Here is a 25,093-nt window from a genome sequence, read left to right on the forward strand (position 1 = left end):
CCGCGCAATCGCGCTAGGGTGAAAGGCGATGAAAGCGAAGCACATGTGGTGGACAGGCACGGCCGTGGTGATGGCCGCTGCCATTGCAGGCACGGCTGTCCTAGGCGTAAACATCCAGCGCACCTACAACGATCTGGACCACGGCACGCCCTACTCGCAGGAGGCGCCGGTGACTCCTTTGCAGGTCGCGGAGCCAGGCGAGGTGGATTTGATGGCGTTGAAGGGCAGGCTCAATGAGTTGGGCAAGGACCCGGCCTTGGCCACCTTTGGCGGGCAGGTCATCGACACCACCACTGGCGAGGTCGTGTGGGACCGCGATGCCGCGCGCCCCTTGACGCCCGCTTCCTCCACGAAGGTCCTCACGCTGGCTGCCGCGACATTGGCGCTCGACGAGGACGAGCGGATAATCACCCAGGTCATGCAGGGGGAGAAGGAAGGCACCGTGGTGCTGCGCGCGGCTGGCGACGTCTGGATGACCTCCGAACAGCTCGACGATTTGGCCTCGCAGGTGGGTAAGGCTGACGAGGTCATTCTCGACACCAGCGCCTGGGCGGGCGCCCCGCAGGCACCGGGCTGGGACCCGGAGAATGTCGATGAGGGATTCGTCGCACCGATGGAGCCCATCATGCTCTACGGCGGTCGTCTGGGCGAGACCACTGGCGACGTCCCGCGCAGCCACACCCCTGCCCAGGACCTAGCGAAGGCGCTAGCCAAGCGCCTGGGGACCGACAAGGTCAGCCAGGGCACTGCGCCGCAGGCCGGCGTGGTGTTGGGCGAGGTGCAGTCCGCGCCGCTGTCTGAGCGCGCGCAGGACGCCGCGAAGGATTCGGACAACGTCATGGCTGAGGCCATCGGACGCGAGCTGGCGATTGCGCGCGGCAAGGAGCCGAGCTTCGCCGGTGCTGCCGAGGTCACCCTCGAGGTGCTGAAGGTTAACAAGATTGACGTCACGGGAGTGACGATCAAGGACAACTCTGGCCTGTCCACCGAAAACCGCATTTCGGCCGCGGTGCTCACGCAAATCATGAACATGGCCACAGAGACCGACGAGCTGCGCCCATTGCTGGGCTACCTGCCGCTGGCTGGTGGCGACGGAACGCTGTATACCCGCTATGGCGATTCCGGAGCACGCGGCTTCGTGCGCGCCAAGACCGGCACGCTGACTGGCGTCTCCGCCTTGGCCGGCACTGCGCAGGGCAACTCCGGCCGCGTGTACGCCTTCGCTTTCCTGGTCAACGACGGAGACATCCTTGCCGCCCGCAAGGCGCAAGACGCCCTGGCTAGCGCGCTCCATGACTTCTAAGTTCACGGGCACGCCATTTTGGCCGCGGGTCTCGCCAAACTTTCTGGCCTGCCGCCGCGCGGTCGCTGACTTCGCCGCGTGCCGGGAAATCGCTGTGGGACTTTCGGGAGGCGCCGACTCGCTGGCGCTGACTGCCGCGCTGGTAGCCGAGGGCTTCGACGTCGAGGCGTTGTGCATCGACCATGGTCTGCAGGACGGATCGGCCGAGCAGGCGGCGAAGGCCGCGGCGCAGGCTGAGACCTTGGGGGCGCGTGCGCGGGTGCTGAAGGTGGACGTCGCGAAGCAAGGCTCCATGGAGGCCGCCGCGCGAGTGGCTCGCTACCGCGCGTTCGCGGCTGCTACCGACGCCCCCGTTGCCGTGGCACACACCGCCGACGACCAAGCAGAAACCCTGTTGCTGGGCGCGCTGCGCGGCAAGGTCGCCGGCATGCTGCCCACGGCCGAGATTGAGGGCGTGCAGGTGGTACGCCCGCTGCTCACCGTGCGCCGCGCGCAGACCCTCGGCGCCTGCGAGGAACTGGGGCTTGAGCCCTGGCACGACCCGCAGAATTCCGACACCAACTTCCGCCGGGTGGCTCTGCGCCACGACATCATTCCGCGGCTCACGGATCTGGTCGGTGGGGACGTGGTGCCAGCACTCGCGCAGGCGGCTGCCGACGCCGCCCGCGACGACGAGTTCCTCAGCGTCAGTATGGATATCGCTACGCCCGAAATGGATGCAGTCGAGCTCGCTGCCCTTGCTGAGCCGGTGCGCCGTCGCACCATCGCCGCGTGGCTGAACGCGCAGGGCGTGGAGGTGACGCGGGAGGCTGTGCGCGGAGTCGACAAGCTGTGCGTGGACTGGCACGGGCAAGGGGGAGTAGCTGTGAGTTACCCGCAAACAATCAAAACTATGGGGCAAAGGTTGGAAGTGTCACGCGTTGGTGGCAAACTGGCACTATTGTCCGGTCACTAAAGGAGCGCACGCGTGCACGACAAGAAAGATTTCAACGTCCCAGCAAACCCCTACGGCGAAGACGTCGAAGCAATCCTCATCGGCGAGGATGAACTGCAAGCCAGGATTCAAGAGATGGCGGACAGCGTTTCCGCTAAATATAAGGACGCAGAGGATGAGCTGATTCTCGTTTGCGTGCTCAAGGGAGCCGTCTTCTTCATGACGGACTTTGCCCGCAAGCTGTCGATTCCGTCCCAGTTGGAATTCATGGCTGTGTCCTCCTACGGCAATGCCACATCCTCCTCCGGCGTGGTCCGCATTCTCAAGGACTTGGACCGCGACATCGAGGATTGCGACGTTCTCATCGTTGAGGACATCATCGACTCCGGTCTGACCTTGTCGTGGCTCATCCGCAACCTGAAGGGCCGCAACCCGCGTTCCCTCGAGGTTGTCACCTTGCTGCGTAAGCCTGAAGTTATCCGCGCAGAGATCGATCTGCTCGACGTCGGATTCGATATCCCTAACGAGTTCGTCATCGGTTACGGCCTCGATTACGCGGAGCGTTACCGCGACCTGCCCTACGTCGGCACTTTGCACCCTGACGTGTACACCAACAAATAGGTACTGATGAAAAACAAGAATGTCCTCCGCTACGGCGGAATCGCAGCGCTCGTTTTGGTTGCGCTGTATGCATTTACCTTCTTCACTAATGACTCCCGCAGCTACATGCGGGTGGATACTTCTGTGGCGATGAAGCAGCTCAGCGATAAGAACGTCGCTGAGGCGCAAATCGACGACCGCGAACAACAGGTACGCCTCAAGCTCAAGAAACCGGTCACGGTGGAGGAACGCGAGGGCGTTGAAGAGGTCATCGCCAAGTATCCGGCACGTGCCTCCGAGCAGATTTTCAACTCGGTAAAGGACTCCGGGGCGGAGAAGTACCAGACCAAGGTCACCCAGGAATCCTTCTTGGGCTCCATGGTCAGCTTCTTGCTGCCGATGATCATCTTGTTCGCGTTCCTCTTCTGGTTTATGTCCCGCATGCAGCAAAACGGCGGCGGCATGTTCGGCATCGGAGGTAACAAGGCCAAGCAACTGACCAAGGACATGCCCACCAACACGTTTGCGGACGTCGCTGGCGCGGACGAGGCAGTTGACGAGCTGCAGGAAATCAAGGACTTCTTGGATGACCCAGAGCGCTACCATGCACTCGGTGCGAAGATTCCGCGCGGCGTGCTGCTTTATGGCCCTCCGGGAACCGGTAAGACGCTGCTGGCGCGCGCCGTCGCGGGTGAGGCGGGCGTTCCTTTCTTCTCCATCTCGGGTTCCGACTTCGTGGAGATGTTCGTTGGCGTGGGCGCCTCCCGCGTGCGCGATCTGTTCAAGCAGGCGAAGGAAAACAGCCCCTGCATCATCTTCGTCGATGAGATCGACGCCGTGGGTCGCCAGCGCGGCTCCGGCACCGGCGGTGGGCACGATGAGCGCGAGCAGACCCTGAACCAGCTGCTCGTGGAGATGGACGGCTTCGGCGACCGTGAGGGTGTCATCCTCATTGCCGCGACCAACCGTCCGGACATTCTGGACCCGGCGTTGCTGCGCCCGGGCCGCTTCGACCGCCAGATTCCGGTCACTAACCCAGACCTGGCTGGCCGCGAGGAGATTCTGCGCGTCCACGCTAAGGACAAGCCTTTGGCCAAGGAAGTCGATGTGGCGCAGCTGGCCAAGCGCACTGCTGGTATGTCCGGCGCTGACTTGGCTAACGTTCTTAACGAGGCAGCACTGTTGACCGCGCGTATCGGCGGCAACGTCATTACTTATGACGCCCTCGAAGAGGCTACCGACCGCGTGGTGGGCGGCCCGCGCCGCCAGGGCAAGATCATCTCCGAGCACGAGAAGAAGGTCACGGCCTACCACGAGGGCGGCCATACCTTGGCCGCTTGGGCGCTCAAGGACATTGAGCGCGTTTACAAGGTCACCATCTTGGCCCGTGGCCGCACCGGTGGCCACGCGATGACCTCGCAGGAAGACGACAAGGGCATGTACACCCGCGACGAGCTCTTCTCCCGCTTGGTCTTCGCCATGGGCGGACGTGCCGCTGAGGAACTCGTATTCGGTGCGCCGACCACGGGTGCTTCTTCCGATATTGAGAACGCCACCAAGATTGCACGCTCCATGCTCACCGAGTACGGCTTCTCGCCGGACCTGGGCACCGTAAAGTACGGCAAGGAGCAGGGCGACCCATTCGGCTACGGCATGGGTGGCGGCTCCATTGAGTACTCCGACGATGTGGCCGCACGCATCGACGAGCAGATGCGCTACCTGCTCGACCGTGCGCATCAGCAGGCCTATGACATCCTGGCGGAAAACCGTGACTACCTGGATAAGCTCGCGGCAATGCTGCTGGACAAGGAGACCCTGCGTCGTCCGGACCTGGAGGGCATCTTCGAAGGCATCGAGCCGCGCGCGGCTTTCGACGTCTTCCCGAACGAAGATGATCGCTTCCCGCGCCAGGCTGGCCGCGAGCCGGTTAAGACCCCGGCCGAGTTGGCCAAAGAACGCGGGGAGGAGCTTCCGAAGCGCATGACGCTGGTGGAGGCTTCCCGCGCGGCCCGCGAGCGCCGCCTTGCCGGTGGAAGCCAGGCCGAGGGTGAGATTGGCTTCAGCTTTGGCCAGCACGCCGGCGACAAGGTGGAGGGTAAAAACACCTTTTTCGCGCCGGAAGAGGCCGCGCCGAGCGATCGCCCCACCTCCGAGATCCCACGCGTCGGTGGCCGCCACTCCAAGCCGCAGGAACCAAGCGATCAGTGGTCCAGCTACGGCGAGGAACAGCGCGCGAATAACCCCTACAACGGCACTAAGAAGGACGACAATGAGCGATAACATCCCAGCTAAGGGAGAATTCGACCAAGCCCGCGCCGAAGCGGCCGTGCGGGAACTGCTCATTGCGGTGGGCGAGGACCCCGACCGCGAAGGCCTCCAAGAGACCCCGGCCCGCGTCGCCCGCGCCTACAAGGAAGTCTTCGCCGGGCTGCACGCCGACCCCACCGAGGTCCTCCACAAGACCTTCGCGGAAGAGCACCAGGAGCTGGTCCTCGTGCGTGATATCCCGATTTACTCCACCTGCGAGCACCACCTCGTGCCTTTCTACGGCGTGGCACACATCGGCTACATCCCCGGCCCCGACGGTCAGGTCACCGGCCTGTCCAAGTTGGCTCGCCTGGCGGACTTGTACGCCAAGCGCCCGCAGGTCCAGGAGCGCCTGACCTCCCAAATCGCTAATGCGCTTGTCGACGTCCTCCATGCCCAATCCGTGATCGTGGTCATCGAATGCGAGCACCTGTGCATGGCGATGCGCGGCATCCGCAAGCCAGGCGCTACCACCACAACCTCGGCTGTGCGCGGCGGTTTCAAGAGCAATGCCGCATCCCGCGCCGAGGTTATGAGCCTCATTAGGAGCTAGCAATGGCAGTTAGTGACTTGTCCGTCCCCGGCCGCACCTTGGTCATGGGAATCGTGAACGTCACCGAAGATTCTTTTTCCGACGGTGGGCGCTGGATCGACGTCGATGCCGCGCTCGCGCATGCTCGCGAGCTGGTCGCCGCGGGCGCTGACATGATCGACGTCGGCGGCGAATCCACCAGGCCGGGAGCGGTACGTGTGGAGGCGGAAGTCGAGAAGCAGCGCGTGGTTCCGGTGATCCGTGCGCTCCACGAAGAGGGAATCAAGACCTCCGTCGACACCATGCGCGCTTCCGTGGCCAGTGCCGCGGCCGAGGCCGGCGTAGACCTCATCAATGATGTCTCTGGCGGCCTCGCGGATAAAGAGATGTACGCCGCGATGGCCGATTCCGGGCTGCCCGTGTGCCTGATGCATTGGCGCACCGTGCAGTTCGGTTCCGCGGCTGGTAGCGCCGACCACGGCGGTGACGTGGTGCGCGACGTGCACGAACGCCTGGCGCAGCTTTCCAGCGCCGCCCTTAAAGCAGGAGTTTCCGCAGACAACATCGTCCTCGACCCGGGCCTGGGCTTTGCCAAGACCCCGCAGGACAACTGGGCGCTGCTCAAGGCACTCCCGAGCTTCCTCGAGGGCGAGTTCCCCATCCTGGTGGGGGCGTCGCGCAAGCGCTTCCTTGCTGCTATCCGCGAGGACCGCGGCGTGGAGTCCTCGCCGCTTCTCGCGGACCCGGCCACTGCTGCGGTGACCGCAATCTCTGCGCAGATGGGCGCGTGGGGCGTGCGCGTTCACGAGGTCGGCGTCTCCCGCGACGCCGTGGACGTGGCCGCCGCCTGGAACGCCGGTCTGGAGTATTCTGGCGGGCTAAACGCCACGGGCAGTTACACCAATGGAAAGGGCAACTGATGGCAGATCGCATTGAACTCACCGGCCTCGAATGCTTTGGCTACCACGGGGTCTTCCCGGAGGAAAAGCGTGAGGGCCAGCCCTTCATCGTGGACGTGACCTGTTGGACGGAATTCCCCACCACCGATGACTTGGCGGGCACGGTTAATTACGCAGAGCTTGCCGACGTCGCGGCCACCATCGTGGAGGGCCCGTCCCGGGACCTCATCGAGACCGTGGCCAACGAGGTAGCGGAGACCATCATGCAGCGATTCGACCTGCTGCACGCGGTAGAGGTGACCATCCATAAACCGAAGGCGCCGATTCCGCGCACCTTCGCTGACGTGGCTGTTGTGGCACGGCGTTCCCGAAAGAAGATGGGCTGATGCGCGCGGTATTATCGATTGGCTCCAACATGGATGACCGCCGCGCACTGTTGCAGACGGTCTTTGACGAGTTCGCGGAAGAGACCGTCGCGGCCTCGCCCGTGTACTCCACACCGCCGTGGGGAGTGGAGGACCAAGACGAGTTTCTCAATGCAGTGCTCATCGTGGAGGTGGATTCCACACCTATGGAGTTGCTGCGCCGCGGGCAGGGCCTGGAACAGGCTGCGGAGCGCGTGCGCGTGCGGCACTGGGGTCCGCGCACGCTCGACGTTGATATCGTGCAGGTAGACGGCATTACTTCCGAAGACCCGGAACTGACCCTCCCGCATCCTTTTGCCCACGAGCGCGCTTTCGTTCTGGTGCCGTGGTTGGCCGCGGACCCTAAGGCCCGCTTGGGCGATACTGCCGTGGCTGATCTCATCGCAGGGCTCGACCCGCATGAGGTGGAGCAGGTGAAACCGCTATGAAGCGGACGTCGATTGGCTGGCTCGTGGGCACTGGTCTGTTTGTTGCCGCAGCGGCAGCTATCCTGACCACCCGCTTTTACGGTTCCATGTTGGCCATTCCGGCCACGGTGTCTATTTCGTTGTGGGCTATGGCGTTGGTGTGCGCGTTCCTGACGTGGAAAGTGCGAAGCGCCAAGGAAGACGAGCATGGGATTGGACTGGACAAATCGCAGCTCAACCCGCTGACCATCGCGCAGTTCCTGCTGGTGGGTAAGGCCTCGGCGTGGACGGGTGCCATCGTCGGCGGTGCTTATGCGGGCATGCTGGTTTATGTGCTCCCGCGCGCGGGCGAACTGGTGGCCGCGTCGAGTGACTTGGCTGGGGTTCTCACCTCGGCGCTGGGCGGCGTGGCGTTGTCCGTGGCAGGAGTGGTTTTGGAACGCCATTGTGAGGTCCCGCCCGACGCGCTGGGGAATACTTAGTAAGTCTTTTTCAGCTACGGAATGTAGATTAGTGGGCATGACTGCTCCGAACCCTAATGCTATAAATTCCGCGCCGAAGAAGGCAGATGCTGGTTCTATCGGACTCATTGTCCTAGTGATTCTGGCCGTCATCGCTAGCATGGTCATGCTGATTTCGGGTTCTGCGAGCGCATTGAAGCTGGCGCTTATCGCGGCGTTGTGGGCCGCGGTCTTGGGCTTCTTCTTGGTGGTTCGTTACCGCCGCGAGGCAGCCGAGTCTGCGGCGTTGCTGGAGGCGGAGCGCTCACGTCAGCCTGCGCCGGTGCAGCAGGACTCCGACATCATGGAGGAGATCCGCCGCGAGCTGGCCTCCATTCGCGCCCAGATCGAGGAGCTGTCGGGCCGCGAGTTCACGTATGAGCCGGCCGCGCTGCACGCAGAGGCCCGCCGCATCATGGAGCTGGAGGAAAAGACCCGCGAGCCGGAGGTCAACTTCACCCAGGCTTCCAAGGGAGCACCTACTGCCGACGCCGTCGCTGGTCGCCTTGGCTCGCAGCCATCCGCGCCGCGCACGCCGCAGCACAATCCGCTTGACGACATCATCGCGCAGCGAGTCCAGCAGCGAAATGAACAAAAGGCGCCCGCCCAGCAGCCGGTGCCACCTCAGAGCGCGCCGAAGCAGCACTTCCCGGCGGGCCAGTCTGCGCAGGTCTCGCCGCAGTCCACATTCGATACTGCTTCCTTCCAAACCGTCCGCTGGGACGGCCAGCAGTCCACCCACGCTAAGCCGGAAGCGCCCGCGCCGCAGCACAGTTGGCAGCAAGCGACGTCGGAAAGCCAGCAGCCTAAGCCAGCGAGCCATAAGCACCGCGCCCCAGAGCAGACCGAGTCCCGTGGACGCCGCCGCAGCGACGAGGCGCGCGAGGGCGCTGTCTCCGTGGCGGAGCTCATGGCGGCGATGAAAAAGAAGAAGTAGATGCGCGCCCCGCGGATGCGCGTAGCGGTCTTCGGCACGTCTAATGCCGGCCGTTTGCTCGCCGGCGAAATGCGAACGGCGGGCCACACCGTCGAGGCGCTCAGCGACCTTAGCGAACTGAGCAACTACCAGGCCCTCATCGTCGCCGTCGGGGACGCGCGCCTTGCACAGGCAGTGGACCTTCTCGAAGGCTACGTGCACAAAGGTCTCATCGTCTTCCACACTTGCCTCTCCCGCGGCGTGCAGGTGCTTGACCCGCTAGAGACCAAGGGCTGCGTCGTGGCCGCAGTCGCCCCATACTCGGCGGAGCGCTGGGCAGTGACCACTGTCGACGAGCTAGGGGAGACCGTCGCCGAGCTGGTCTTGGGGGAGGCGCAGTTCACGGCGGCGTCGTTTAGCGATATAGAAAGGCCTGCCCTCGCCGCCCGCGTGTACTATGCCCAAATGCTGACTCTTCTCGCGGTTGACGCCAACGCGGACGTCTTTGGCGACGGGGCCGATGTCACGGCCGCCCACGGCGACGCACTGACGGCACTCGAAAGCTCCGAGGTCATCGCCGCGTTCCGCAGCCTCGAGGAGCCCGGCATGCGCCGCGCCTACCTCGAAGCCACCCGCCGCATGGGCGAGGTCTATCACCGCGAAGAACTAGAAATGTGGGCACTACAGGAGGAAACCAGATGAACGTCGTCGAGGACATCGACCGCATCCGCATGGTGGGCAGCGCCTACCGCAAGACCGGCCGCCGCGTCGTTCTCGTGCCGCTGGGCAAGGGCGTGCACGCGGGCCACCTCGCCCTCATTCAGGCCGCCCGTCGCATCCGCGGCGCCGTTGTGGTCGTCGCGCTCAGCGACCTTACCGATGTGGATGTGCTGGGGGAAGTGGACGTCGTCTGGCATGCCCCCGCTACGCCCGAGCGCACACGCGTCGTCCCGCAATTTCACGGCATGGAGGACGTGAGCGCAGAACTGACCCGCATCGTGGGGCTCATCGGTGCACTTGCGCCAAGCGACGTCGTCATGGGCGAGAAGGACTACGAGCTCCTCGTGGCCACGCAGCAGGCGTGTACGGACCTGCACCTTGGCGTGCGCGTGCAGGGCGTGCCGGCCGTGCGCATGGCGGACGGCGTGGTGATGAGCCTGCGCAATGCCGACGTGGCGCCGGGAGCCCGCGAGCAGGCGAGCGCCCTGTCCGCCGCCCTGACCGCCGGTGCTTATGCCGCGGAGGCGGGCGCCGAGAAGGTGCTGGAGGTCGCCAGCGAGGTGCTGAGCGCCGCGGGCGTGGAGCCGGAGTACCTGGAGCTGCGTGGACGCGACCTCGGCGAGCCGCCCGCGGAGGGGGACGCGCGCCTTTTCGTCGCCGCCACCCTGGGTGGAGTGCGCTTGATCGACAGCGTGGGCCTGCCGCTGGGTATCGGTTTCCGCAATTTGGACAATCAAGACAGCTAGTCTGGAATCCATGAAGATTGGATTCCTTGGCGCGGGAGCCATCGGTGGATATTTTGGCGGCATCCTCGCGCAGGCAGGCCATGAGGTGGGCTTTGTGGCCCGGGGCGAGACGCTGCAGACGCTGCGCACCACGGGTCTGACGCTTATCGACGCCGACGACAAAGAAACTATCCTCCCCGGCCTGCTGGTGGCGGAGACCTTCGCGGAACTCAAGGATCTGCTTGGCGGGCTCGACGTGGCGATTATCGCCTCGAAGGCGCTACCGGGTAACGCGACTTTCGGCCCGGACCCGGAGTCATTGGCGGGGATTCCCGTGGTGACGACCCACAACTCCGTGGAGATTCCCTACCTTGCCGCGGATCTGTTCGGCGAGGAGAATGTTCTGGCCGGCGTCGCCCGCGTGTACGCCACCCGCTTGGGTGCGGCGAAGGTCAAGCGCAATCCCGGTCCGCTGTCGCTGGCGTTTGGGCCGATGGTGCCGGGTACGCTGCCGCAGGGCCAAGCGCTTGCCAGCGCCCTCAACGACGCCGGCGCCCGCGGCAAGTTCCACCCCACGCCGTTGGTGGATGTGTGGGCCAAGGCAATGTTTGTGACCACCACAGGAACGCTGGGCGCGCTGGTGGATAAGCCGATCGGCTATCTCTGCAAAGAGATTCCCGAGCAGCTGGAGGCGTTTATGCGCGAGGTGGAGACCGTGGGCCGCGCCATGGGCGTGGAGCTGCCAGAGAAGGTGGTCGAAGAAACCATGGGCTTTGCCCGCCAGCAATCCCCGGAGGCCACCTCTTCCATGCAGCGCGACATCAAGGATCGCCTGCCTAACGAACTCGACGCGCAGGTGGGCGCCATTCGCCGCATGGGCGACCGAGCGGGTGTGGAAACCCCGCTATTTGATTTCGCGCAAGGCGTGCTCGAAGCACAGCTTCGCAACTAGCGCGCCCGCCCTCAGTAAGCAAATACCCAGGCCTGGAATTGCACCCCTGGAAACCCAGACCTCCTGTTCGCGGTGCGCTGTTACTATTCGCGGTCGGGCCGCGACCTTGAGGTCTTGGTAACCAGGCCTGGGTAAATGGAAAGTGGTGGAGTAGCGGCGAGGTAGTGCGCGCCACAAATGCAAATGGTGAGGTCACCCCGTAACCACTGAGACCTGTGTTGGCCAGTGTGATTATTGTTGGGTGACCTCACCATTGTGTCCTCACCATTTAGGTTCGCGGTGTCCAAATGGTGAGGACGCTGCGCAAGTGGTGAGGACGCGGTGCGAAGCCGGGCTAGCAGCTCCTAGTTAACGCCGATTTTGCCGTCCTTCTTCCACACCACAACCACTGCCGGGCGTGGGGTGGACTTGCCACCGTCAGGCCAGTGCGAGGTGGCGGCCTCGAAGGTGGCGTCGTCAGCTTCGCCTGGGTGCTGGACGTTGACCATCACTCGGTCGTCGTCCACGATGGGGCCGCAGGTCTCCGCGCCAGCCGGCACGGTGAGGAAGCACTTGAGTTCGCCGCGGGTCTCGCCCTCGGTGGTCACGGCGTAGAGGCCGTCGTTGGAGTCCAGCGCGTTGCCGTCGGTGGAAATCCACAGGTTGCCGTGGTTGTCGAAGGCCAGGTTATCCGGGCAGGAGATTGGGGAAACCTTGGACTTGTCGAAGCCGCCGAAGTAGGTGTTAGCCACCTTCGGATCGCCGCAGACCAGGAAGAGGTTCCAGGTGAATTCCTCGCCCGCGTGGTCGTCCTCGATTTCCATGACCATGCCGTTCTTGTTCTCCTTCACGGGAGCCCATTCCTTGGCATCTTCCTTGTTCTTCTTGGCGTTCTCGCCGGTGGCCCCGCGGTAGGAGTTGTTAGTCAGGGCAACGTAGACCTTGTGGCTATCCGGGTGGACCTGGACATCCTCGGGGCGGTCCATCTTGGTGGCGCCCACCTTGTCGGCAGCCTCGCGGGTAAATACGGCGACCTCTTCGGCGCTGAAGCCGTCAACGTGGGAGGTAAACTTGTTGTTCTCGGTGTCGGAAGTCAGCAGCTTGACCCACTTGCCCTTACCGTCGAACTTGCCGTCCTCCGGCAGGACGCCGGAGCCGTCGATTTCCTCGGCAGGCGAGTTGCCCTCGAGGACCGCCACGTACAGGGTGCCGTGGTCCAGTATGGAAAGGTTGTGCTCGAGGTTGCCCTCCTCAAACTTCTTGGTGGAGATGAACTTGTAGATGTACTCGAAGCGGGAGTCGTCGCCGGAGTAGCACACGACGGTGCCGTCCTCAGCGATGTGAATGTTGCCGGCCTCGTGCTTGAAGCGGCCGAGGGCGGTGTGCTTGATCGGCGTGGATTTCGGGTCCAGCGGGTTGATCTCAACGACCCAGCCGAAGCGGTTCGGCTCGTTCGGCTCCTTGGAGCAGTCGAAGCGGTCGTCGAAGCGCTCCCACTTGCGGTCGGTCTCTTTGTCTTTGATGCCGAAGCGCTCGAGGGACTTCTTGGCTTTCTCATCTTTGATGTCGCCAGCAGCGAAGTACTGGTCAAAGTTCTCCTCGCCGGAGAGCATGGTGTTCCACGGGGTCACGCCACCGGAGCAGTTGTTCAGGGTGCCCAGGACGGTCTCGCCCTTGGGATCGGCCTTGGTCTTGACCAGGCTGCTGCCCTTCGCCGGGCCGACGAGCTTAAACGGGGTCGTGGCGGTGATGCGGCGGTTGAGTGGGCCGAACTCGCGTTTGAGCTCGCCGGTGCCCTCGACCTTGGAGACCTCCAGAATGGTGTGGCCGTGGCCAGCCCAGCCGATCTTGACCTGCTCCTCGGTAGGGTTGTCCGCGTCGTAGTTCGGGAACATCATCGGCTCGGTGGTGTACTCGTGGGAGCACATGTAGACCATGCGGGAGTCGTCGGAAGGGTGCTCGATGAGGCCCGCGAAGTCGTTGTTGAAGCCGAACTGCTTCTCGGCATCGGCTGCGGTCTGCTTGTTGACGTCGAACTTTGGAGCACCCTCGATGACTGGGTCGCCCCATGCGATGAGCACGGACTGCTCGTAGCCGGCAGGGATGACGACCTCGTCCTTGGTGTTGGGCTGGACGGCGTCGAAAAGCATGCCCTGTGCGGAGGTCAACTCCACCTTGGCGTCGGAAGTCTTGCCGCCGCCCGCAGCGGTGGAGGAGCCAGCAGCAGAATCGGTGGAGGAAGGCGAGCACGCTGCAAGCGCCGCGGAGCCGCCGACGGCGACCACGGTCAGGCCGCCGGCGCGCAGGGCGGTGCGGCGGGAGATTTGGTCGCCGAAGTATTCGTTATCAGAGGTGTTTTCGCATTCACCCAAGCAGGCGTTGCCGCACTTATAGGTGCAGGTAAGGCTTGAACGGGAGGAAGCAAAAAGGGAAGGAAGTAGATTCTTACCGAGTAGTGCCATGCTGAGTGCTCCTAGGTCATGGGGGGATTTTGCCAAGGAGCTATGTAAGTCCATGAATATGACAAGGCTATGTAATCAGAATGTCATTTGAATGAACTATTCGTTAAGGGGTGTGCGCCGCGCGCTTGACGACGCCCCACTGAAAGCCATCTCCTCAACATAGGACCTCACCTTGCTATGGGCTATTCTTGTCAGCGTGAGTGAGCAGAAGAATTCCCCCGAAGTAAACGACGTACCCGAGCAGCTGCGCATCCGCCGCGAAAAGCGCGAGCGCCTGCTGGACTCCGGCGTTGAGGCCTATCCAGTAACCGTCGACCGTACGATCTCCATGCGCGACCTGCGCCGCGAGTTCCAGGTCGTTGCTGAAGGCGAGGAGCCTGGAACCGAGGAAGGCGTTACCTACCTCACCGCGGGCGAGGAGACTGATACTGAGCACGCCATCGCCGGCCGCCTCATCTTCATGCGCAACACCGGCAAGCTGTGCTTTGCCACCCTGCAGGACGGCGACGGCACCCAGGTGCAGGCAATGCTTTCCTTGGCTGAGGTCGGCGAGGAGCAGCTCGCTGCCTGGAAGTCCGACGTGGACCTGGGTGACTTTATCTCCGTGCGCGGCCGCGTCATCGCTTCTCGCCGCGGCGAGCTGTCCATCATGGCTACCAAGTGGACCATGGCCGCAAAGTCGCTGCGCCCGTTGCCGGTTGCCTTCGCGGACATGAATGAAGAGACCCGCGTGCGCCAGCGCTACAACGACCTCATCGTGCGCGAAGAGGCCCGCAAGAACGCGATGACCCGCGTGAAGGTCATGCGCGCCCTGCGCAACTACCTGGAGGACCAGGGTTTCGTGGAGATCGAGACCCCGATGCTGCAGACCCTGCACGGTGGCGCGGCTGCTCGCCCGTTCGTCACCCACTCCAACGCGCTCGACATTGACCTCTACCTGCGTATCGCGCCGGAGTTGTACTTGAAGCGCGCCGTCGTCGGCGGCATTGACCGCGTCTTCGAGATTAACCGTAACTTCCGCAACGAGGGTGTCGACCGCTCGCACTCCCCAGAGTTCGCCATGCTCGAGACCTACGCCGCATGGGGCGACTACAACGACTGCGCCCGCACCACCCGCGAGTCCATCCAGGCGGTTGCTCAGGCGGTCTTCGGTTCCCACAAGGTCACCTTGGCCGACGGTACCGAGTACGACTTCGGCGGCGAAGAGTGGCCGGAGATCGAAATGTACCCGTCCCTCAACGAGGCCCTGCAGCGCAAGTTCCCAGGCCAGCCTGAGGTCACTATCGACACCGACGTTGAGACTCTCAAGGGCATCGCCGACGTCATCGGCCTCGACGTCCCGAAGAACGGCGGCTGGGGCCACGGCAAGCTCGTTGAGGAGATCTGGGAGGTGCTCTGCGAGGATCAGCTCGAAGGCCCAATCTTCGTCAAGAATTTCCCGGTCGAGACCTCCCCGCTGACCCGCCAGCACCGCTCCATCCCGGGCGTTACCGAGAAGTGGGACCTCTACGTCCGTGGCTTCGAGCTGGCCACCGGCTACTCCGAGCTGGTTGACCCGGTCATCCAGCGCGAGCGCTTCGAGGATCAGGCTCGTCTGGCCGCCGGCGGCGACGATGAAGCCATGGTCCTCGACGAGGACTTCCTGGCCGCCATGGAGCAGGGCATGCCTCCGACAGCCGGTACCGGCATGGGCATGGACCGCCTGCTCATGGCCCTGACCGGCCTGGGTATTCGCGAGACGGTCCTCTTCCCAATCGTGAAACCGGAAAAGTAGACGGCCTTAGCAGGTTGGAATCTCGGCTGCGGATTCCAGCTCGCCCCGATAGAAAATCACAAAATTCGAGTGTTTTCCGTCGGGGTAAAAGCCGGTGAGGTCACCGGAGTTGGAAGTGTCTTTGCTCACAAACCCGATCTTGAACTTACGAAGTGGCGGGCGTGTCACCTAACGTGACACTTCGTGTCTCAAGAATCTAATAATGCAGCTAGTTCGAATCGTCTGTCCCGCGACGTAGTTATCAACCTCTCGATTTTGGTCCTCGGGGCCATGATCATGATTCTCAATGAGACTTCCTTGTCTGTCGCCTTGCCCGCGATCATGGCGGACTTCAGTATTCCTGCCACCTCTGCGCAGTGGTTGACTACCGGTTTCATGCTCACCATGGGCGTGACTATCCCGACGACGGGTTTCTTGCTCGAGCGTTTCACAACTCGCCAGATTTTCCTCGCCTCTACCGGGATGTTTCTTGCCGGTACAGTCATTGCAGCGCTGGCGCCAGTCTTCATCGTCTTGCTTGCTGGCCGCGTGGTGCAGGCTGCCGGAACAGCATTGATGATTCCGACGCTGATGACAGTAGCGATGACGCTAGTGCCACCACAGCGACGTGGCTCAGTAATGGGAATTATCTCTATTGTCATTTCGGTTGCACCAGCCCTAGGTCCGACGGTTGGTGGCGCAATCCTCAATGCCTTGAGCTGGCACTTCATCTTCTGGGCAATGGTTCCCTTGGTGGCTTTCATTCTGCTTGCCGGTGCGATCAAGCTGGTTAACGTGGGCGAGAACCGCAACACCCCGTTGGATCCATTTTCTGTAGTGCTTTCGGTCCTAGCTTTCGGAGGTTTGGTGTATGGCCTTTCCTCCATCGAGAAGATGCTCGAAGGAAAGGGCATGGTGGAGATCATCGTTTCGGTGGTCGGCGTCGTAGCGCTCATCATCTTCACCCGCCGTCAGATGAGCCTGGCAAAGGATAATCGTGCGCTGTTGGATCTGCGCCCGTTCCGCGTGCGCAACTACACCATCGCGGTGGCCATCATGCTCATCTCATTCGGTCTGATGCTGGGCTCAGTGACGGTGCTGCCTATTTACCTCCAGACCTCCGTGGGTGTTTCCGCCCTAGTGACGGGCCTTGTGGTGATGCCCGGCGGTTTGTTGCAGGGCATCATCTCTCCGTTCGTGGGCCGTATTTTTGACGCGCGTGGTCCGCGGCCGCTGATGATTCCGGGCGCTATCCTGCTGGTTGCGGGCCTGGGCTTGATGGCGACTCTCGACGCCGATTCCCGGGTGTGGATGGTTGTTGCCATGCACGTCACCTTTGCCTTGGGCATGGGTTTGATGATGACGCCGCTGATGACCACGGCTTTGTCTTCACTGCCGCATGAGCTTTACTCGCATGGCTCGGCGATCATGAACACCCTGCAGCAGCTCGCGGGCGCGACGGGAACAGCTTTCTTGGTTGTATTCCTGACTCGTGGCACCGTGGCCGGCATGCAGTCGGGAATGGACGAGGCCGCCGCGATCGCGCAGGGCGCCCACTGGGCTTTCCTGTTCGCCGGCGCGGCGTCGATTGTGGTGCTCGTGCTGGCGCCGCTGCTGCGTCCGGTCCCGCAGGACTAACAGGGGGAGAGGAACTCCGCGCGGGTGGAGAGGATACGCGGGTTGCCACCCAGGTGGGAAGCAGCGTAGCACGGCGCATCGGTGTCGAAGCCATAGTCAATGACCACCGGGTAGACCTTGCCCTCTGCTACCTCGCCGCGTAGTGACGGGCAGATTCCCGGGTTGTAGTACTCCGCGCCGGGGTTGTTAGCAACAGATCGTTGGATTTGCGGAAGGGCCTCTGCGGGGCTGTTGGCCACGACGGAATCGACGATCAGCACGCCGCGGCCGTCGCAAGCAACTGCGGAAGGATTAAATCCAGCGGGTAAGTCCGAGCTGGAATCTTTAGTTGCAGGCGCCGTGTATTCCTGCGTGACCGTCTGCTCCACGGTCTTGGTCATGGTTGCAGCTTCTTTAGATTTCTCGCACTCAGTGCGTTGGCTGTTTTCTGGATTCTCATCCTCTTGCGCGGTGCTCCCAGTTGCAGGGGCTTCGGCAAGTGGGGCTAGCTGGGACTGCGCATTTTCTTTGGCACCGCCCAGCATTCGCATGGCCAGAACACTGCCGCCAACCAGTGCAATTAGTGCTAGGACTGCGACGGCAATCGCGATGTAGATGCTCTTGTTTTCCTGCGAATTATCCATGGCCGCTGCTCCTTTAGGCGCACAATTGCATCTTTAGGCGCGCGTTTTCCGCCTCTGTGCCCCAGATAATGAAGGCGGACTGGGTGCCAGGTACTGCCATGTAATAGGTCGGCTCCTCGGCGTTCGGGGCTTCGAAGCTCTGGATGGTGCACTGGCCATTGGAAAGCTCGGTTGGATCAGGAGGCAGGATGGCGTCGCGGGCTTCCACGGATTCGTAGGAGGCGACGGCATAGCTTAAGTCGTCGCCCTCACAGGTGATCTTCGCCAGCTGGCCTTCCTCCGGCTCGCGGTGGTGGCACTTGGTATCGCCGTAGCCGGAGGTGCCGCTGCGCGAGCCCAGCAGTCCAGGGTAGGCCTCTGCGAGGTTGCTTTCATCATCGTTCCAGCCCGGGTACTGGTTGAAGAAGAAGATGCCGGCGGCGGCGAGAACGACCACTGCCAGTGCGGCGCATAGCGCGATGAGGCCGGTCTTCTTGCCAGAGCCGGACTTCTTTTCTGCAACCGGTGCAGCAAATCCCGCACCGTTTGGTTGGCCCTGCATCTGCCCCTGCGGCTGGCCTTGCTGGAACCCCTGCTGGTACTGGCCTTGCTGCATCATCGGCTGCTGCTGCGGCATGTACTGCGGTGGCATCTGCTGCTGCGGGGCCTGCTGCGCTGGCTGAGGCTGCGTCTGCGGGTGGGTTTGCTCGCGGGGTGCCGCAGCTTGCGGGCTGGCGAACTGGGAAGCAAAACCTGCGGCTGCGGCACCAGCTGCTCCCGCTGCAGCGGTGCCGGTGGAAGTAGAGGCGTTACGCAGGGCGTCGATAACCGTGCCAGCTGAGTTGAACTGGGAATTTGGCTTGAACTCCGGATGTGCAGACTTAATGAGCTCCGCAAAGCGCTGCGTGACCTGCTCAGCGGTGACGTTGCCCACGCCCGGGCCTGCCGCACACAGCACCGCATTGCTGCGCGAACCCGTAACCATGATGCGGCGTGGATGCAGCGCATGCATGGCAAAGCCCGTCTGGTTGTTCTGCAACAGGTAATCCACTGCCTCGGACAAAGGCGTAAAAACTGAAAGCGCCTCGGTCTTGGTGAGGTGCTGCGCGCCTAGGCCAGAGCCGGTGAAGGTAGAAAGTGGCTCGCCGGAAAGTGCGGCGCGCACCAGAAAGTCCTGGCCCTTTTCTGTGGTTCCGGTGCCGACGAGCGGGGCGATGGAGCGATGGTGGACGTCGGCAAGCGCGGAGGCTTGCTTAACCGCACCGCGGTGGTTGGCCTCAAAAAGCTCGACCGTCATTGGCTTATTAGAGGAGTCCACGACACCGAAAAGCGTGGAGACCGAGGATTCGTCCATTACGGAAAGCTGACGGAGTTGATGCTGAGTAGAGAAGAACTCAGGGAGCTTTTTCACAGGGATTCATCCTTTTAAATAATGGTTTTGGGCCTTTTCGCATTTAAGAGTAACGGCAACCGAGTCAAACTCCAGTAGCGAGGTGTAAAGAAACCTTCTGAAAGGCCTGTTCGCTACCGGCGTACAGTGCCCTGAGCTGGGAAAAGGTGCCTTCTGGAGAGTTGGTTCTAAAAACCGTGAATTGCATGTCCAGTCGGCGCGTTAGAGTGGGTGACACATTATTAGCGAAAGCATAGAGGTATAAGGCAATGTTCGAGAGGTTTACCGACCGTGCCCGCCGCGTCATCGTCCTGGCGCAGGAGGAAGCACGCATGCTCAACCACAACTACATCGGCACCGAGCACATTTTGCTCGGCCTCATCCACGAGGGTGAAGGCGTTGCCGCCAAGGCACTGGAGTCCATGGGCATCTCGCTTGAGGACGTCCGCCGCGAAGTAGAGGAAATTATCGGTCACGGCTCCCAGCCACACACCGGTCACATTCCGTTTACACCGCGCGCGAAGAAGGTGCTGGAGCTTTCCCTACGTGAGGGCCTGCAGATGGGCCACAAGTACATCGGTACTGAGTTCCTGCTGCTGGGCCTCATCCGCGAGGGCGAGGGCGTGGCAGCGCAGGTACTTATCAAGCTTGGCGCTGACCTGCCGCGCGTTCGTCAGCAGGTTATCCAGCTGTTGTCTGGTTACGAGGGCGGCAATGGTGAAAACGACGGCCAGTCCCAGGGCGGGCCAGTCGGTGCTGGTGCCGGCGCGGGCGCAGGCCTGGGTGGCCGCACCGCACCGTCCGGCGCGGGCGAGCGCTCCAATTCCTTGGTTCTTGACCAGTTTGGTCGCAACCTGACCCAGGCCGCCAAGGATGGCAAGCTCGACCCAGTTGTGGGCCGCGATTCCGAGATTGAGCGCATCATGCAGGTGCTCTCCCGCCGTACCAAGAACAACCCGGTTCTCATTGGTGAGCCTGGTGTTGGTAAGACCGCAGTTGTGGAGGGCCTGGCTCTCGACATCGTTAACGGTAAAGTCCCTGAGACCCTCAAGGACAAGCAGCTGTACTCGCTTGACCTTGGTTCTTTGGTTGCGGGTTCCCGCTACCGTGGTGATTTCGAGGAACGCCTGAAGAAGGTCCTCAAGGAGATTAATCAGCGCGGTGACATCATCCTGTTTATCGATGAGATTCACACCCTGGTTGGCGCAGGTGCAGCAGAGGGCGCAATCGACGCCGCTTCGCTGCTGAAGCCGAAGTTGGCCCGCGGTGAGCTCCAGACCATCGGTGCTACCACTTTGGACGAGTACCGCAAGCATATTGAGAAGGATGCCGCACTGGAGCGTCGTTTCCAGCCGGTCAAGGTCGACGAGCCTTCCCTGGATGACACCATCCTCATCCTCAAGGGCCTGCGCGATAAGTACGAGGCACACCACCGCGTTTCTTACACTGACGAGGCTCTGAAGGCTGCGGCCTCCCTGTCTGACCGCTACATCAATGACCGCTTCCTGCCGGATAAGGCCGTTGACCTCCTCGATGAGGCTGGTGCCCGCATGCGCATTAAGCGCATGACTGCTCCGGAAGGCCTGCGTGAGGTCGATGACCGCATCGCTGAGGTCCGCCGCGAGAAGGAAGCGGCTATCGACGCCCAGGACTTCGAGAAGGCAGCCGGCTTGCGCGACAAGGAGCGCAAACTCGGTGAAGAGCGCGCTGAGAAGGAAAAGCAGTGGCGCTCCGGCGACCTCGAGGAAATCGCTGAGGTCGGTGAGGAACAAATCGCTGAGGTCCTGGCACACTGGACCGGCATCCCTGTGCTCAAGCTGACGGAGAAGGAATCTTCCCGCTTGCTGCACATGGAAGATGAGCTGCACAAGCGCATCATTGGTCAGGACGAGGCAGTCAAGGCAGTGTCCCGCGCTATCCGCCGTACCCGCGCAGGTCTCAAGGACCCGCGTCGTCCTTCCGGTTCCTTCATCTTCGCCGGTCCGTCCGGTGTTGGTAAGACGGAACTTTCGAAGTCCCTGGCTAACTTCCTGTTCGGCTCTGATGATGACCTCATCCAGATCGACATGGGCGAGTTCCACGACCGCTTCACCGCATCCCGTCTCTTCGGTGCCCCTCCGGGATACGTTGGCTACGAAGAGGGTGGCCAGCTGACGGAGAAGGTTCGCCGCAAGCCATTCTCCGTGGTTCTCTTCGACGAGATTGAGAAGGCCCACAAGGAGATTTACAACACCTTGCTGCAGGTTCTCGAGGACGGCCGCCTTACCGACGGCCAGGGTCGCATCGTGGACTTTAAGAACACGGTCCTGATTTTCACCTCAAACCTGGGTACGCAAGATATCTCTAAGGCTGTGGGCTTGGGCTTTAGCGGTTCCTCCGAAACGGATAGCGATGCTCAGTACGAGCGCATGAAGAATAAGGTCAACGACGAGCTGAAGAAGCATTTCCGCCCAGAGTTCCTCAACCGTATCGACGAGATTGTGGTCTTCCACCAGCTCACTCAGGAGCAGATCGTTGAGATGGTCGAGCTGCTCATTGGCCGTGTGGAAAAGCAGCTGGCAGAGCGCGACATGGGCATCGAGCTGACCCAGAAAGCTAAGGATCTACTGGCAAAGCGCGGATTCGATCCAGTCTTGGGTGCTCGTCCGCTGCGCCGTACCATTCAGCGCGAGATTGAGGATCAGCTCTCCGAGAAGATCCTCTTCGGTGAAATCGGTGCTGGTGAAATCATCACCGTTGACGTGGAGAACTGGGACGGCGAGTCCAAGGACAACGCTTCTGCGACCTTTACCTTCAGCCCACGCCCGCGTCCGTTGCCGGAGGGCACGTTCGAGGAGGAACTCGAGGATGCCGAGGTACGCGAGGCTGACGAGGAGCTCGTGGCAGAGCAGAACGACAGTCCTGATTCCATCACCAGCGATGTCTTGCCAGACCCAACCGACGATGATAACCCGCCAGCTGCCGGTGCTGGCCAGCCTATCTAGGCTGAACTAGACGTGGTGCCGCCCTTTTGGGCGGCACCTTTGTCGTTTTCCCGGGGCAGCCAACTGCGCAGCCGCCCTAATTGCCAAATTGTGCCGAAAAATCAGACATTTCCGCCCACAATTTGGCAGTTGGGCTCATCTGGCGCCGACCAAGCCACCACTTCCCAAGGGGCAAGGGAAAGAACGCGATACAAAAAGCAGAACCTAGAGGCAGTTGGTGGGAGCAGGGACGTCGTTGAAACGCGCCATCAAGTAGTCCAAGCCGCGCGGTACGGAAGTCATCATCGGGCCAGCGTGGCCCAGGCCCGTACCGTTGATGAAGGTGACGGCCGGGGCCGCCTCAAACTGGACGGCGCTGCCCATGCGGCAGTACTGGCCAGCCATGGTGCGTGCCTGCTCGTAAGGGATGAGGTCATCGGTAGGGGAGTTGGCCACCAGAATCGGGCCAGTCACCGGGTGCTTGCCCAGCTTTTGCTCCTCCAGCAAGCGTGCGGCGGCCGGCTCGCGGGAAACGAGGTGGGCGAAGGACTCACCAGTCTTGGTTAGCTGGGAGGTGCGCGTAAAGCCCCAAGTGGCCATGGAATCACCGATGCAGGCGTCCGCGGCCGAACGCAGGAAGTGGATGCCGCGCTCGTTGAACTGCGGAATGATCGCGTTATAAAACTCCGGGCTGCGCTCCGCGAAGCCGTTGATGGCGTATCCCAAGACGTGGACGATACTCGAACCGTCCACCGCGTTCATCACCGCGAGCAGGTCAGCCGGCGGGGCACCAGCGTAGGTTCCCTTGATGTTGAGCTCGGGCGCATAGAGCGCCGCATACTCCGCCGCGGCCGCAGCAGCGCCGCCGCCCTGCGAGTAGCCTGCAAAGCCCACCGGGGAGGTCAAAGGCGCGCCGGAGAGCGCAAGGCCGGCGCGGGCGGCGTCGAGAACCGCGTGCGCTTGCTCAATGTTGTTGACATAAGAGTGGTGTCCAGGCGTGCCCAGCCCGATGTAGTCCGTGACCACCACCCGGATCCCGTGCTCAGCGGCCTGCTGGAAGAAAGGGTACTCATAGTTCATGTTCAACGTGGGCTGGCCGGCTGGGCCTAAAGCCAGGTTGCCCACCTGGCTGCCGGAGCGCGACGGCGCGCACTGGTCACCCTGGCCGCGCGTGCCCGGCGCGAACACGATGGTGGGGCGCTCGCCCTTGCCAGTCCACGGGCGCTGCGGCTCAAACACGGTTCCCGTCACCGGGGTGGCCATGCCATCGGAGCGGGTCGAGCCGTATGTGAAGGTGGTGGCGCGCGCACCCGTGGCAGACGACATCTGCGCTACCGGATGGCTCGCAGGGCGAGAGTCCATGACGGTGCCCGCGCCGGGCGCATTCACGCCAGGATTCGCCGGCGCTGAAACCGCACCGGTGTCTGCGGCTACGTCAGTGACGTCGGAGGTGTCCTGCGCTGGTTCGACGCCGAGTGCTGCAGGAACGGGGACGCTAAGGGCGGCGGTGAGTACCGCGGCCGCGATGAGACGAGGGAACTTCACGCACTAAACTCTAGCGGCCAGCGCAAGTGGGGGTGCGCTAAAATTTGTCACCATGGGCATTCAATACCGTTCACGCAAGAAAACCGGCAAGAATAGCTGGATTAATATCTCCGGCTCTGGGGCATCCATGTCCACCAAAGTTGGGCCCGTGACCTTCAATTCCCGCGGCGGCATGTGGATCAACCTGCCCGGTGGCCTGAACTTCCGGGGTCGCTGGCGCTAAAGACCAGCGCTTTAGCCATGCGAGAGCCAACTCCTGACTATGTCCGGATGGGCATCGAAGCCGACGTCATTTTGCGCTTGGGCATGTTGCTCATGGGCGCAGGTACGTCCGGCTACCGCGTGCTGCGCGGCATGAAGCGCGCGGCCCGTGCCCTGGGCTTCGACCGGCTCGATGCCAACGTGGGCGTTACGCAGATTACCTGCACCTTCCACAAGGGCCGCGCATTTCGCACGGTGGTGGCGCAGCAGCATTCGCCGGCTGTCGACGCCTCCCGCATCGAGGCCCTCGAGGACCTCACCCACCATCGGCTGTATGCCGGCATTACCGCTGAGGAACTCGATGCTTTTCTCGACGACATCGAATCGCACGTCGTCAAGCGCTGGAACGGCTGGGTCCTGGCTAGCGCTGCGGGCGTGGCCTGCGCTTCCTTCGCGGTTCTTAACTACTTCCAGTCTTATGTGGTGCTGCTGGTTGCCTTGGCCGCGTTCTGCGGGCAGTTCACCCGCTGGGCCTTGCATCACAGGCATGTGCACCAGCTGGGTTGCATCGTTGCCGGCGGTGCGGTCTCGAGCATGGTCTACTTCCTCACCACGGAGGCCCTCGCGCTTATCGGCTGGGCGGATCCCGCCGAATTCTCTTCGGGCTACGTGGCGGCGGTGCTATTCCTCATACCAGGTTTCCCGTTGTTCTCCGCCATCATCGATTTGGCCCGTTTCGACTTCGACGCCGGCATGGCGCGCCTGAGTTACTCGCTCACCGTCATCATCGCGGCCACGTTCACAGTGGCCATGGTCAGCTGGTTCACCGAACTGACCCCAATCCCGCCTGCCCCAGCTCCCGACGCCACCTGGTACGCCGCCGCGGTAGTCGCCAGCTTCTTAGGCATCGCCGGCTTTGCGTTCCTGTTTAACTCCTCGCGCCGCATGGTGCTGGCCGCGGCACTCGTGGGCACGGTGGCGAACATGGCGCGCCTTGGCATTTTATCGCTGGGCACCACGAGCTACTTCGCGGCATTCGTGGGCGGCGTCATCATCGGCCTGCTGGGCGCGCAGGTGGCTCGCAAGATGCATCTGCCGCGCATTACCACCACGGTCCCCGCCGCAGTCATCATGATTCCCGGCACCGCGATGTTCCGCGCGGTATTCCACCTTAACGCGGGCAACATGGACCAGTCGCTTTCGAACCTCGCCACCGCGACGATGGTCGTCATGTCCATCGGTTGCGGCCTCGTCTTTGCCCGCCTGCTCTCCGACCGGGATTGGGCGCTTGGCAGACTCATCGACTTCAGCCGCCCGCCGCACGACTCTAGGTACTAGAG

Annotated in this window: 23 protein-coding genes; 18 read left to right on the forward strand and 5 right to left on the reverse strand. The window is 62.5% G+C overall.

Features of this window, described 5'->3' with window-relative positions; translation table 11 throughout:
* Window positions 1-28 precede the first annotated feature (28 nt).
* From dacB to CHU71_RS02350, 13 genes are read left to right on the forward strand one after another with little or no spacing between them, the layout of a single operon-like run.
* On the forward strand, window positions 29-1,303 hold the full coding sequence (dacB, locus tag CHU71_RS02290; RefSeq protein ID WP_147760050.1) for a D-alanyl-D-alanine carboxypeptidase/D-alanyl-D-alanine-endopeptidase: 1,275 nt from the start codon (window positions 29-31) through the stop codon (window positions 1,301-1,303).
* Window positions 1,293-2,258 (forward strand): tRNA lysidine(34) synthetase TilS, encoded by a 966-nt coding sequence (gene tilS, locus CHU71_RS02295; protein ID WP_049151418.1) that lies wholly within the window; start codon window positions 1,293-1,295, stop codon window positions 2,256-2,258. Before dacB ends, tilS begins: the two co-directional genes overlap by 11 nt.
* Before the next feature lie 12 nt (window positions 2,259-2,270).
* On the forward strand, window positions 2,271-2,858 hold the full coding sequence (gene hpt / locus CHU71_RS02300) for a hypoxanthine phosphoribosyltransferase (protein ID WP_005529848.1): 588 nt from the start codon (window positions 2,271-2,273) through the stop codon (window positions 2,856-2,858).
* 6 nt (window positions 2,859-2,864) lie between these two features.
* Entirely contained in the window at window positions 2,865-5,117 is a 2,253-nt protein-coding gene (gene ftsH, locus CHU71_RS02305) for an ATP-dependent zinc metalloprotease FtsH (protein WP_147760051.1), read from the forward strand.
* Window positions 5,107-5,697, forward strand: a complete 591-nt coding sequence (gene folE, locus CHU71_RS02310) for a GTP cyclohydrolase I FolE (protein WP_046646070.1) — start codon at window positions 5,107-5,109, stop codon at window positions 5,695-5,697. Before ftsH ends, folE begins: the two co-directional genes overlap by 11 nt.
* Before the next feature lie 2 nt (window positions 5,698-5,699).
* Complete coding sequence (gene folP, locus CHU71_RS02315; RefSeq protein WP_147760052.1) at window positions 5,700-6,596, forward strand: dihydropteroate synthase; 897 nt, start codon at window positions 5,700-5,702, stop codon at window positions 6,594-6,596.
* A complete protein-coding gene (gene folB / locus CHU71_RS02320; protein ID WP_147760053.1) occupies window positions 6,596-6,961 on the forward strand; it encodes a dihydroneopterin aldolase in 366 nt (121 codons plus the stop codon). The genes folP and folB overlap by 1 nt, the downstream gene beginning before the upstream one ends.
* Window positions 6,961-7,428 carry a 2-amino-4-hydroxy-6-hydroxymethyldihydropteridine diphosphokinase gene (folK, locus tag CHU71_RS02325; protein ID WP_046646067.1) on the forward strand — a complete coding sequence of 156 codons (468 nt, stop codon included), beginning with the start codon at window positions 6,961-6,963 and terminating at the stop codon, window positions 7,426-7,428. Before folB ends, folK begins: the two co-directional genes overlap by 1 nt.
* The gene (locus tag CHU71_RS02330) at window positions 7,425-7,889 is read left to right on the forward strand and encodes a DUF3180 domain-containing protein (RefSeq protein ID WP_086890703.1); all 465 of its coding nucleotides are present in this window, start codon (window positions 7,425-7,427) and stop codon (window positions 7,887-7,889) included. Before folK ends, CHU71_RS02330 begins: the two co-directional genes overlap by 4 nt.
* A 37-nt stretch (window positions 7,890-7,926) precedes the next feature.
* Entirely contained in the window at window positions 7,927-8,844 is a 918-nt protein-coding gene (locus CHU71_RS02335) for a DUF6779 domain-containing protein (protein WP_147760054.1), read from the forward strand.
* Window positions 8,845-9,525 carry a hypothetical protein gene (locus CHU71_RS02340; protein WP_147760055.1) on the forward strand — a complete coding sequence of 227 codons (681 nt, stop codon included), beginning with the start codon at window positions 8,845-8,847 and terminating at the stop codon, window positions 9,523-9,525. It abuts the gene before it with no gap.
* On the forward strand, window positions 9,522-10,289 hold the full coding sequence (locus CHU71_RS02345; RefSeq protein ID WP_100622374.1) for a pantoate--beta-alanine ligase: 768 nt from the start codon (window positions 9,522-9,524) through the stop codon (window positions 10,287-10,289). Before CHU71_RS02340 ends, CHU71_RS02345 begins: the two co-directional genes overlap by 4 nt.
* 10 nt (window positions 10,290-10,299) lie before the next feature.
* Entirely contained in the window at window positions 10,300-11,220 is a 921-nt protein-coding gene (locus CHU71_RS02350) for a 2-dehydropantoate 2-reductase (protein WP_147760056.1), read from the forward strand.
* A gap of 344 nt (window positions 11,221-11,564) precedes the next feature.
* Here CHU71_RS02350 and CHU71_RS02355 read toward each other — a convergent pair whose 3' ends face one another.
* Window positions 11,565-13,661, reverse strand: coding sequence for a PhoX family phosphatase (locus CHU71_RS02355; RefSeq protein WP_147760057.1), 2,097 nt, complete (start codon window positions 13,659-13,661; stop codon window positions 11,565-11,567).
* Window positions 13,662-13,857: 196 nt separating this feature from the next.
* Between CHU71_RS02355 and lysS the strand changes: the two genes are divergently transcribed.
* Window positions 13,858-15,435 carry a lysine--tRNA ligase gene (lysS, locus tag CHU71_RS02360; protein WP_147760058.1) on the forward strand — a complete coding sequence of 526 codons (1,578 nt, stop codon included), beginning with the start codon at window positions 13,858-13,860 and terminating at the stop codon, window positions 15,433-15,435.
* A 6-nt stretch (window positions 15,436-15,441) separates the two neighbouring features.
* On the opposite strand, the gene CHU71_RS12970 is transcribed toward lysS, so the two are convergent.
* The gene (locus CHU71_RS12970; RefSeq protein ID WP_255456376.1) at window positions 15,442-15,564 is read right to left on the reverse strand and encodes a hypothetical protein; all 123 of its coding nucleotides are present in this window, start codon (window positions 15,562-15,564) and stop codon (window positions 15,442-15,444) included.
* 54 nt (window positions 15,565-15,618) lie between these two features.
* Here CHU71_RS12970 and CHU71_RS02365 point away from each other — a divergent pair, with 54 nt between their 5' ends.
* On the forward strand, window positions 15,619-17,052 hold the full coding sequence (locus CHU71_RS02365) for an MDR family MFS transporter (protein ID WP_147760059.1): 1,434 nt from the start codon (window positions 15,619-15,621) through the stop codon (window positions 17,050-17,052).
* On the opposite strand, the gene CHU71_RS02370 is transcribed toward CHU71_RS02365, so the two are convergent.
* Both CHU71_RS02370 and CHU71_RS02375 read right to left on the reverse strand, forming a co-directional pair.
* Window positions 17,049-17,675, reverse strand: a complete 627-nt coding sequence (locus tag CHU71_RS02370; RefSeq protein WP_147760060.1) for a hypothetical protein — start codon at window positions 17,673-17,675, stop codon at window positions 17,049-17,051. The genes CHU71_RS02365 and CHU71_RS02370 overlap by 4 nt on opposite strands.
* A gap of 13 nt (window positions 17,676-17,688) precedes the next feature.
* Complete coding sequence (locus CHU71_RS02375; protein WP_147760061.1) at window positions 17,689-19,065, reverse strand: serine/threonine protein kinase; 1,377 nt, start codon at window positions 19,063-19,065, stop codon at window positions 17,689-17,691.
* Window positions 19,066-19,313: 248 nt separating this feature from the next.
* Here CHU71_RS02375 and CHU71_RS02380 point away from each other — a divergent pair, with 248 nt between their 5' ends.
* Window positions 19,314-22,028, forward strand: a complete 2,715-nt coding sequence (locus CHU71_RS02380; RefSeq protein ID WP_070420506.1) for an ATP-dependent Clp protease ATP-binding subunit — start codon at window positions 19,314-19,316, stop codon at window positions 22,026-22,028.
* Between the two features lie 204 nt (window positions 22,029-22,232).
* On the opposite strand, the gene CHU71_RS02385 is transcribed toward CHU71_RS02380, so the two are convergent.
* On the reverse strand, window positions 22,233-23,552 hold the full coding sequence (locus CHU71_RS02385) for a lipase family protein (RefSeq protein WP_255456377.1): 1,320 nt from the start codon (window positions 23,550-23,552) through the stop codon (window positions 22,233-22,235).
* 52 nt (window positions 23,553-23,604) lie between these two features.
* Here CHU71_RS02385 and CHU71_RS02390 point away from each other — a divergent pair, with 52 nt between their 5' ends.
* Both CHU71_RS02390 and CHU71_RS02395 read left to right on the forward strand, forming a co-directional pair.
* Complete coding sequence (locus CHU71_RS02390) at window positions 23,605-23,775, forward strand: DUF4236 domain-containing protein (protein WP_005529875.1); 171 nt, start codon at window positions 23,605-23,607, stop codon at window positions 23,773-23,775.
* 47 nt (window positions 23,776-23,822) lie between these two features.
* Window positions 23,823-25,091, forward strand: a complete 1,269-nt coding sequence (locus tag CHU71_RS02395) for a threonine/serine exporter ThrE family protein (protein WP_049159911.1) — start codon at window positions 23,823-23,825, stop codon at window positions 25,089-25,091.
* The last annotated feature ends 2 nt before the right edge of the window (window positions 25,092-25,093 follow it).

It is taken from the genome of Corynebacterium sp. LK14, assembly GCF_008042215.1.
Lineage (GTDB): Bacteria > Actinomycetota > Actinomycetes > Mycobacteriales > Mycobacteriaceae > Corynebacterium > Corynebacterium striatum.